The organism is Bacillus sp. PSXD-155 (assembly GCF_049310765.1).
Lineage (GTDB): Bacteria > Bacillota > Bacilli > Bacillales > Bacillaceae_G > Bacillus_A > Bacillus_A cereus.
The window spans coordinates 23,377-33,431 of record NZ_JBMOWC010000049.1; the positions used below are offsets into that span (position 1 = coordinate 23,377).

Consider the following 10,055-nt stretch of genomic DNA (forward strand, 5'->3'; position numbering starts at 1 on the left):
TTCACTGTCTCAGTAAATGTAAAAATTCTTAAAGATAGAGATGAGATTGATTTTTTTTCTAGAAATAATGACTTAGATATATATACCTAAAACAATGAAAGCCCTACCTCTCTTTCATCCTTACGGCTCCTTGTCCGTGCCAGTGTGAATCAGGATTACAAAAATTCAAGTGACTATTTGATCGAGTTATTTAATGAAACTTCGAACGTTCGTAAAAGAAATTTAAAAATAAAAATGGATTAGATTGAAGTAATAACAAAAGAGGTTCCTACTCTAAAAGTGAGTTGAAGAAATTGAATGTCTTTGAAATGATTTGCTTTTAATACTCATCATATTCCCGAAAATTCAGGATGTTTTCGGAGGATATAATTCATTATTTTTAATGAACCTTAACAGAAACTTTTTATTTGATTTTCAGTGATTCCTTTAATTAATTCTAGTTCACTGACCAAAAATCTATATGCATCATCCAACAATTTTTTTTCGCTTGTATTGAGTGCTTTTTCTTTCTTCATACGCATTAAATCCCGTACAACTTCAGCACCTTCTTGTATTTCACCCGTTTTTATTTTGTCCGTGTTCACTTTATGCCTTTGTTTCCACGGCAGTAATTTACAGGATTCTTCATTGTGAAAAATGTGTATAATGTGCTTTAATGCAAGTATATCAATAACTGGGCGTATATTCGAATTCAATATTTTACCCGTAGGAATCATGACTTGCATATTACTGATCGACATTTTTATGACAAAATACTGTTGTTTTTTTCCTGAGAATTCTTTTTCTTCCATGGCTTCAATTATACCTGCTCCGTGCATTGGATAAACAATGTTATCGCCAATTTGAAACATATAATCCACCTCCATATATGGTAACCTTCTTAACCTTAACATATATGTGATTTTTTATCAAATATTTTATAATATCATAAAATTATTTTCGTTGTCAATTACTTTTTCTTCATAAATCAAATCGAATAAGAATAGCACAAAAAACATAGGGAGTGTGTCAGATTTCCCATAAAGGGAAGGGGAATTTCCCCACGTTCTGAAACCTCTACTCATTAACGTAGATCAGTTTTCCCCTTGAAAACGACCAAATCGATCCCTTATTTTTTTCAATCTTGTGTGGTACTCCAAAATCTCAATTCTTGCTTTTTCAGCTAGAGGGGCAATTGGTCGTAAGGCTTTTAACCCCCAATACTCAATCACTACATCAAGTACTTGATCAAAATATTGTAGTGGTCCATAGTTCGCTTCTTTTGCAATTACAGCCATTCTATTTTCAAAATCAGGCATGACGGCACCTGGCATTTTAAAATTCTTAATCACATTGGCAATATGATAGCAATAATTAGGTTCTAATTCCAAATGTGTTCGAATGACGTCTCGATAAAAAGCATAATGAAGAGTCTCATCTTTGGCAAGACGACGTAATAATGTAGCAAGATCTGAATCGTGCTTACTTGCAACCTTAGCTACATTATTGTAAAACACCATCGTTGCAAGTTCTTGTAGCGTCGTATACGTCATAGCTTCGATTGGTGTATGAAAATCAGGCTCAAATCCCCCCTCAACGACTGACTTTCTTAATTCATGTATTCGTTTAGGATTCACACTTCGAGTGAGTAGTAAATATGTCTCCAATAGATTCGAATGTTGATCCTCTTCTGATGTCCAAGTATGAATAAAGTCTGTAATAACAGAGAGGGACCCTTTAAAAGTCGCAGATAAATACGTTGTAAACCAAGGTAAATTCACTTCTGTTAATAAAGCTGTTTCAATGGCTGTAATTACACCAGTAGGAAGAGTAACTTGACTTTCATCCCAAGGAACTCTTTTAAAGTCCATTCCCTTATCCCATGGTAAAAATTCATGATAACCCCAGTCTATCTTCTGCGCTCTAATTTTATGTTGTTCATACAGTTCTTTTAAACGTGGTTCTAATCGGAAATCTAAATCATTTGTTAGCATAAAAGTCCCCCCATTTCTTATCACAGATAGTCATTCTGTTTTTACTCTTAAAATTTTCTACAAATAAATATTACGTTCCTTTTTTTAAGTCAAACATAATAAATTTGTAACAAAACCTTTTAAGAGCGCTATATTTTTATAGGATTTTTTTATTAAAAGGGGGACCGTTACATCTATTTTCTTTTTTTATAAAATAGATACTGAGGCATACAATATGTTAGTTAGCCTAAATAAAGAAACTAACCTCAGTAAATTCAGAATAACATTCATGGATGAAGATACTCGTCATGTTATAAATCTTCGTGAGTGTAAAAAGGTGCATGCTTATAAAGAATCATTTTATAATAAAGATAGATAGTGTTTTATACACATTAACAACTTATTTAGATGTAAATCCAATATATTAGATTAAGCACTTGAAAACCAAATACAGTGGATGAGATAGCCTTAAACGACAAATCCCAACTAGAACAATGTACATTGGCTATGTATGGTGAGTTAGACCAAATTTTGTTATACAACAAAAAAGGGAAGAGGCGATAAACATGCAGTCAACAGAAGCGCATATGAAGGAAAAACAACGTAGAGAAAAAATAGAAATTATATTTAGTCACAGGGTAAAAGGGGAGAGTTATTTTCACGGCTCTTCCTATCAATGGAAAAACATTGTATATCAAAATTATGATAGAATACAACAAAAAGAGATGGAAGTTGAACAACTCATTTCGAAAATGCAAAAAGCAGGGGTTCGTTTTACGCAGCACCGTTCACTCATATACTATCCCGTCATTGATTTTGTAAAATATATAGCTAAGATTTATAAGGAACCCCTCGAAATAAAATAATCATATTTAAAGGAAACCTTTATAAAAGGTTTATTTTCGATGATTTTTTAACTAAAACCTTAAAAAATCATTACAACATTCTTTTTATTTTCAATACTCATCGGTTTTGTTATAATATCAACCATAGCGTATTATATTCGTTTGTATATTTTCATATTTTGGGGATTTTATTACACAAAAAGACAACTCTTAATTGGAGTTGTCTTTTATTTTTTTCGATATACACAATACTCTTCTGATACAAAAACATCAAGATTCTTACAACCAAAGAAAAAGTAGGATTTCTAATAAGAGAGATCCTACTTTATTTCCTCATATTCCGTCATTATTTTATGAAACGTGTTTTTCTTTAGCTCTAACATTTGCATAAACATAGTAGCTGTCTTTTCTTCACCTTTACATTTATTACAAAAAATGTTATTATTAAAATGAATTATTTTTGTTCGGTGTAAAGGATTTGTAACTTTTCACCTTTATGATCACTGAGAGCAAGGATAGTATTACATTGTGTGTGTTTACACACTAGGAGGCAATACAAATGGAAAAAGGTAATGTAAAATGGTTTAATGGCGAAAAAGGCTTCGGATTCATCGAACGTGAAGGTGGAGACGATGTATTCGTTCATTTCTCAGCGATTCAAGGCGAAGGTTACAAAACTTTAGAAGAAGGCCAAGCAGTGACTTTTGATTTGGAGCAAGGTCAACGTGGACCTCAAGCTTCAAACGTACGTAAAGCTTCTTAATTTTACAAACCAGGGAAGGCAGGCTCTTTTATGAGAGTCTGCTTTTTTTCCGTGTAACAAAGAACCACCGACTCGTAAAGGACATGGAAACAGTAAATCAAATGGTAAACCAAGTCTAGCATATACTTACTGAGTATTCTAATTTAATTTTTGAGCTACCAACTTTATAAGCCTTTTTTCTAGCATAAAAGTACCCCCTAAATGAAAATTCTCTTTCTCTACAGTTAGTTATTTTGAGAAGGCAGCTCATTTGTTGTTTTGGGGGTGTTTACATTCCTTAAGTTGATGGGCATGGGGTACCACCCCATTGCCATCAAGCTAAGCTTATATAAGTTTAATTTCACGTGAAATTTTTTCGTTTTTCTAAAGACCAATGTAAGTTCTTTAAAGATTTGCATGCCAAATAAACCCTATCAGGTTTCAGTTTTTTGGATTACGCTACATGACTGTGAGACATAGAAAAGTTGTATACGACGCCTAAGATATCAAAGACTGTTTTCTTCTCATACCTATGGGATTTTCGTCCGTTTTTCTGTAAGAGATTAAACAGACGAAAGAGAATCTTTGTTAATTCTTGGGTGTCTTTTTGTAAAGATTGATAAATAAGTGGAAAATAATCTTTGATGATATAAATTGCTTTATATTCACTTAATTCTCGTTTCTTCTTGATGAGGAGTAATTGGCGCATTTGAAACATAGTGGAGGAACAAAGAAGGATACTTATTAATTGTCCGTATAAGTGACATTCTAGTCGTTCTAATTTTACAGAATTACAGTGATGAATACGAAAAAATGATTTCCATGTTTTAAAAATAAGTTCAATTTGCCAGCGTAAGGAGTAAAAATCGTATACTTGTTCCTTTGGTAGATATTCTAAAGGAATATTTGTAATGTAAAAGTTAATTGTACTAAGCCTCTTACTACGTTCTTTATAGGTAATTTGCTTCTTATGTTCTTTAGATGCTAAATCCTTTTGCCTATGTTTCATTTGTGTTTCAGTTAATTTGTACAGAATGAGTCTTGCAGGAAGTTTTTGATACATTCCAATATAAATTTCAGGAATTTCATATGTTTCACCTGACTGTAATTGGTCAATGAATTGCTCCATATCTAATTGGATGTACTCAGAGTGCTTTTTTATTGTTCCATTTTGAAAGTATTCAGGCTCATTATTCTTTTGATATATACGTGTATTGAGCTTTAATCTTGAAATAAAATAAGCATTACACTCTTCTATAGTATGTAAGTCTTTTAGGTCGAAGTATCCTAAATCACGTATACATACATCGTTCGGTTGAAGGGACGCTAAACAAGTAGAACCATACGTTTTATCATTATGCTTTCCCGATCCTACATGAACATGAAGAAATTGACCACTTAGTAAATCATACTCTAGTTGAATTTTCACACCAGCATTTTGACCACTACCACCTGAACCTTGATATATAGAAGTGAATTTATCCGGAATCTGAAAATGTGTAGAATCCAATACACGAATACGTCGAAAATAGTTTGTATACAAAGTTGGAATCTTGTTAGAAGAACAAAATTGTTGGTGAAGTAAATGTGCTAAGAGTTGTTGTAAAAACTGAACAGCCTGAGAATTAAAACGTTGATTGAGTCCTTCTGGACTCATAGAAATGCCTGTGTTAGCTTCTAATCGACTACATAATTGTACCAATGAAGTATGGGCAATATTTTGACTTAACCAAATACATAGAGCCACTAAATCTTGTGCGCGGTATTTACTTTTTCGTTTAACAAATCCTACATTTTTAGCTAATTGCTCTAAAGCATCAGGTGACATATATCGTTGCAATTCTTTAGAAAACAATTCTAATTCATCAGAAATCGATAAATTCATACTAAAACGCCATCCTTTCCTATGATTCTATAGAAAGAATAGCGTATTTTTTCATTTTAGGGGGAATTTTGTTTTATTAGCTTGATAGCGATGTGATGGGACCCCTGATTCTATTGTTTCTGCCCGAAAAAGATAAAATGTTAGACTGACTTTAATGTAAAACCAGCGATAGTCTTTGACAAAAATAAAGTCCTAGACTGCTGCTGGTTTATTGGACTAGCGTAATTAATTGTCACTTATCATTATTAGCTACTTTCATTTTGTCTTCCATACCGTTATCCCGAGTATCGGCATAAGCGACACAACTGTATCCTATTTTTTTCATTCTTAGCTCCATTTTATGTTTAGTCTGCTCCTCTCTCTTTGACGAACAACCATAATCCAATTGCAAAGAAAAGCAAAATATAGGCGATATCTATCGCTAACGACATAGGTAAGCCAATTAATTCCGATTTATATTGTGACGTGCTCCAATAGACACTTAAATCATCATGATGAATGAATAGAATGTGTGTCCATGATGTAGATAAGAGACTACCTCCAAATATCATTTGTAAAAAGTATAACACTAAGCTACTGCCTACTGCGATAGCAGCTGATCTCGTCCACACGCCAATCAAGGATGCTAGACTTGCATATAGGCAACATTGCAATACAAGTGCTCCGATAGAATATATAACATCCGTCATGTCGCCCCATTGTATGTTTTGTGGAGCCATCAGGAGATTCAATAACAAAGAAACAATGAATATATTAACAACACCCGTAACGATGAGCAAAATCATCGCAGCAATTTTTGCAACATACAATCGTGAGCGCGAGGACGTATGCAGGAATAGTTGTTTCAGAGTACCATATTGATACTCATCCGTCCAAATAAGAGGTGACAAAACAATCGCCCAAGGTAGAATAACAAGCATTCCCGATAGGCCAAGCAAAGCATTTACCATTTGAGCCACCGTATCATCAGCCTTGAGATTACTGGTGTATGCCCAAGAGAACAGTACCGTCATCACAATAAAACCAATGTGTGAAAGAATAAAGATTCTTTTATTCACTATCTTCAAACATTCATTCCATAACAATTTAACTCACCTCACCGCGCGCAGTTGTCCATTTTAAAAACTTATCCTCTAAACTCGTATGTGCCGGCAACACCCGATGAACTTCCACCCCGGCATCACACAATGCTCGAATCAGCTTTGGAACTTGACCTTCATCAATAGCTACTGTCATAGTATGCAAACCGTTAGATAATTTCTCTGTCTGCATATAATTCAATGCATGATGATCATCCCCAAAAAAGTTAACCACAACTTCGCTTGTAAGCTCAACATTATCAATGCGAAGTGTGATACAGAATTCCCCATCATTTAACCCATCATCAATCCGCTGCTCTGTCACTAAGCAGCCATTCTGCATAATAACCACTCGGCGTGCCATCTGCTCAATCTCAGACAGTTGATGACTGGAAATCACAATTGCTACGCCCAACTCTGCCGCAATTCTATTTAAATAGTTCCGGGTTTCACGGACACCAGCAGGATCAAGTGCATTCATCGGCTCATCTAACACAAGCAACTTTGGCTTTTGCAGTAGTGCTTGTGCAATTCCCAAGCGTTGTTTCATTCCCATGGAGTACGTGCCTACTCGCTGCTCAAGCGCATGTTCTATACCGGTTAGACTGGCTACCTCCAGCAACCAATCCTTACTCACATTTTTGTGCAAACGCTGATATTGACGTAAATTTTCGTACCCACTCAAATAAGGATAGAATGCAGGTGCTTCAATCACTGCCCCTACATTGAAGAGTGCTTTAGAAAACTGACTTTTAATACTGTAACCTGCAATCTGCACGTCCCCGGCACTTATTGTGCTTAGACCAACTATCATCTTCATTGTGGTTGTCTTGCCCGCTCCGTTCGCACCAAGTAGTCCGATAATCTCTCCCTCTACCACATCGAACGATATGTCTTGCACAATCAACTTGCCCTTGATTTCTTTCGTTAGGTGTTGCACCGATAGTACCGTTTTCAATTTCCCCACTCCTTACAATATAAGTACAGCCTCATTTCATGAATTCATTAAGAACAGCCTGTAAAGAAAAATCAGCTATGAACTTATTTCTCTATAGTAATATTGATAATAACTTGAAGTATGTAACAACTGACTGTGATTTCCTACATCGCAAACCTTCCCATTCTCCAAAACAATGATCATGTCACTATTCATCACCGTCGATAACCGATGGGCCATCACTATTCGTTTACAATTAATACTTGGTAAATATTAATCTGCCCGCGCTTCACTTATATGATCCAAAGCGCTCGTTGCTTCACCCAATACTAGTACGGTTGGATTATTAAGTAGTGCCCTGGCCAAAGCTATTCGTTGTCTTTGCCCTCCTGAAATATTCCTGCCCATTTCAGCTAAAAATGTCTGATATTGCATCGCCATCAACTTAAGAAATTGATTGTTCCCCAAAACGGAAAAAATGAGCCGAATTCTCATAAATAATTGTGAAAAGGTAAAATTCTCGCTAGCGGAAGTAATATATTGATAGGTCAATACTTACAAATCTTTTATATGTTTTCTAATATCTGCGGCTACTTTAGTAGGATCATCAATCTCAAAAAAGACATACTTATATTTTTCATGACCTTTTAATTCAATCATTACGAGAGGGACTCTATTTTCACAAGAGAGAAAGTACCATTCATCAGCATATTTAAAACTTCCTTCAAAAATATTGAGAGGAGAAATTGATGTTCCAGGCATACGAAGCATCCATTGTGGAGGATCAAAATAGTCAACATACACACTCTTAATCGTGTTATAAGGCATTTTTAATTTTAGTTTTAATGCAAGTAATCCTGTTATCCCATTTAGTTTTAGAATCAGACCTTCATTATCAAATAATATTTCTTTCCCCATAATTCCCCCACTTTTCACGTTAACTTTTATACTTGTATACTCAAAATCCCTTTGATTTGTTTTTAGATGGTAAAACATGTTTCTCTACTCTTTCATATAGAGTAAGCAATTGCTTGATAAAAGAAAATTTCGGTACTAACCAATAAGAAAATAACGCTGAAACACATCCTATTAAAGCCCCTATTACAACATCAAAAGGATAATGAACCCCTACCCAAATACGAGAGATCGCTACACAAAATGCAAGTATAAGCCATAACCATCCAGTCTTTTTACGAACAAGCCAAAATGAAAAACAAATCGAATAAAAGAGAATCGTATGGTCACTAGGAAATGAATTATCTACAGCATGGTCGACAAGTTTATTCACATCAGGCAATACTGCAAACGGTTGATAATTTAAATGAAATTTCCCTGCTATTTTTCCAATCACCTCAGCAATCACGAAAGCAACCATCGCTTGAATAACCATCATCCTACTTTTTCTAGACCCGGTAAACCAATAAGCTATAATAATTAAACCAAGAATATATACCATATATTCTGCCGAAAATATCATGGCTGAATTTAGGAATGAATATTGTTTACCTAAATCATTAATTGCTCGAAAAATATCAATATTGAATTGAGAAAAAGACATTTTCAAATTCCTCCTTCTTTTTTTCACTATAATAAAAAAAGAAAAAGGAAAACATCGAACTTTCTTACAAACATTCGTGCATTCTTACAGTTTTGTCATTTTTCTCGTCATTTTGTAAATGTGTTCATAGCCTTACCTTTTGCTATTTTCTTTGGGAAACATGGTAAATTACGAGAAAGAGCGCTCCAGATAACTTAACAATAAGAAGTCGATTATCTCTTAGCGTACAGGAAATCGGTTTTTTCTTTATGAAATTTTGCTTAGCGTACGAAGTTTACGCTTTGTTGGTGCTAGCCCATTGCCATCAACCTAAGAAAACAGGTCACCCCCAAAACAATAAATAAGCTTTTTCATTACAAGAAAGCCTAAAAATTTCGTTCTGGGGGTGTAATAAAATTTTAGCTTGATGGGCATGGGGTACCACCCGCATTTTAACGAAAATATACGCTAAGTAAATTTCGACATAAAAGAAGCCGATTTTTCTACTCTAAGAAATTTCCGGCTCTAATTCGTTATAAATTAGTTTCTACTTTGTTTTCTTCATATTCTTTCACTATTTTATAAAAAGTATTTTTCTTCAGTTCTAATAGCTCCATAAACTTAACTCCTGTTATTTCTCTATTTTTCCACTTTGGGTAAGTTTCTTCTATTATAATTAGTTGCTTTGTGCTTAATGTTGAAAGGTTAAATTGAGGACGTCCTAAGTGCTTTCCTTGAGATTTAGCTACAGCAATCCATTCTGCTTGTCGCTGATGGATTTTTTTACGCTCTTGGTCTGCAACAACTAGTTTACAAGCAAGCAATTTCCACAATTCTTAAGTGATTATTTTCCTTTTTTTAAGGAAGAGGAAAAAACACCAAAAAAAAGAAGATTGAGATCAATCTTCTTTAAAAAAGGAATAGATGACAGATTACTACTCCAACTCCTAATCAATTATAATTAAGCGTGTAGTGACATTCAATTCATTCTAAATTTTCTCAATATTTTTGTCTTATTATTAAATTATAATATAAGTAATTCTTTTTATTATTATATGTTTGTTCTTTCCTGTTGCAG

10 protein-coding genes and 2 pseudogenes are annotated in these 10,055 nt (G+C 34.2%); 2 read left to right on the forward strand and 10 right to left on the reverse strand.

Going from position 1 to position 10,055, the window contains the following annotated elements:
• Positions 1-389: 389 nt before the first annotated feature.
• Together ACO6VI_RS27465 and ACO6VI_RS27470 are read right to left on the reverse strand one after the other, a co-directional pair.
• A complete protein-coding gene (locus ACO6VI_RS27465) occupies positions 390-851 on the reverse strand; it encodes a CarD family transcriptional regulator (RefSeq protein ID WP_140157178.1) in 462 nt (153 codons plus the stop codon).
• A 222-nt stretch (positions 852-1,073) separates the two neighbouring features.
• Positions 1,074-1,973 carry an acyl-ACP desaturase gene (locus ACO6VI_RS27470; protein ID WP_140157177.1) on the reverse strand — a complete coding sequence of 300 codons (900 nt, stop codon included), beginning with the start codon at positions 1,971-1,973 and terminating at the stop codon, positions 1,074-1,076.
• A gap of 545 nt (positions 1,974-2,518) precedes the next feature.
• Here ACO6VI_RS27470 and ACO6VI_RS27475 point away from each other — a divergent pair.
• Positions 2,519-2,818, forward strand: coding sequence for a hypothetical protein (locus ACO6VI_RS27475; protein WP_161520126.1), 300 nt, complete (start codon positions 2,519-2,521; stop codon positions 2,816-2,818).
• Between the two features lie 299 nt (positions 2,819-3,117).
• On the opposite strand, the pseudogene ACO6VI_RS27480 reads toward ACO6VI_RS27475, so the two are convergent.
• Positions 3,118-3,225 (reverse strand): annotated as a pseudogene (locus tag ACO6VI_RS27480) (integrase); the annotation flags it as partial.
• Between the two features lie 131 nt (positions 3,226-3,356).
• Here ACO6VI_RS27480 and ACO6VI_RS27485 point away from each other — a divergent pair.
• Positions 3,357-3,560: a cold-shock protein gene (locus tag ACO6VI_RS27485; RefSeq protein WP_000410775.1), complete on the forward strand. Its 204-nt coding sequence runs from the start codon at positions 3,357-3,359 to the stop codon at positions 3,558-3,560.
• A 433-nt stretch (positions 3,561-3,993) separates the two neighbouring features.
• On the opposite strand, the gene ACO6VI_RS27490 is transcribed toward ACO6VI_RS27485, so the two are convergent.
• The 7 genes and pseudogenes from ACO6VI_RS27490 to ACO6VI_RS27520 all read right to left on the reverse strand — a co-directional run.
• A complete protein-coding gene (locus ACO6VI_RS27490; protein ID WP_063546638.1) occupies positions 3,994-5,424 on the reverse strand; it encodes an IS4 family transposase in 1,431 nt (476 codons plus the stop codon).
• 344 nt (positions 5,425-5,768) lie between these two features.
• Entirely contained in the window at positions 5,769-6,509 is a 741-nt protein-coding gene (locus tag ACO6VI_RS27495) for an ABC transporter permease (protein WP_063546640.1), read from the reverse strand.
• A 1-nt stretch (position 6,510) separates the two neighbouring features.
• Positions 6,511-7,461, reverse strand: a complete 951-nt coding sequence (locus ACO6VI_RS27500) for an ABC transporter ATP-binding protein (protein ID WP_063546642.1) — start codon at positions 7,459-7,461, stop codon at positions 6,511-6,513.
• A gap of 252 nt (positions 7,462-7,713) precedes the next feature.
• On the reverse strand, positions 7,714-7,935 hold the full coding sequence (locus tag ACO6VI_RS27505; RefSeq protein ID WP_320561278.1) for an ATP-binding cassette domain-containing protein: 222 nt from the start codon (positions 7,933-7,935) through the stop codon (positions 7,714-7,716).
• A 60-nt stretch (positions 7,936-7,995) separates the two neighbouring features.
• Positions 7,996-8,358, reverse strand: a complete 363-nt coding sequence (locus ACO6VI_RS27510; RefSeq protein WP_063549262.1) for a hypothetical protein — start codon at positions 8,356-8,358, stop codon at positions 7,996-7,998.
• Between the two features lie 40 nt (positions 8,359-8,398).
• Positions 8,399-8,998, reverse strand: a complete 600-nt coding sequence (locus ACO6VI_RS27515; RefSeq protein WP_088021412.1) for an undecaprenyl-diphosphatase — start codon at positions 8,996-8,998, stop codon at positions 8,399-8,401.
• 512 nt (positions 8,999-9,510) lie between these two features.
• Positions 9,511-9,780: pseudogene (locus ACO6VI_RS27520) on the reverse strand (recombinase family protein); the annotation flags it as partial.
• Between the last annotated feature and the right edge of the window lie 275 nt (positions 9,781-10,055).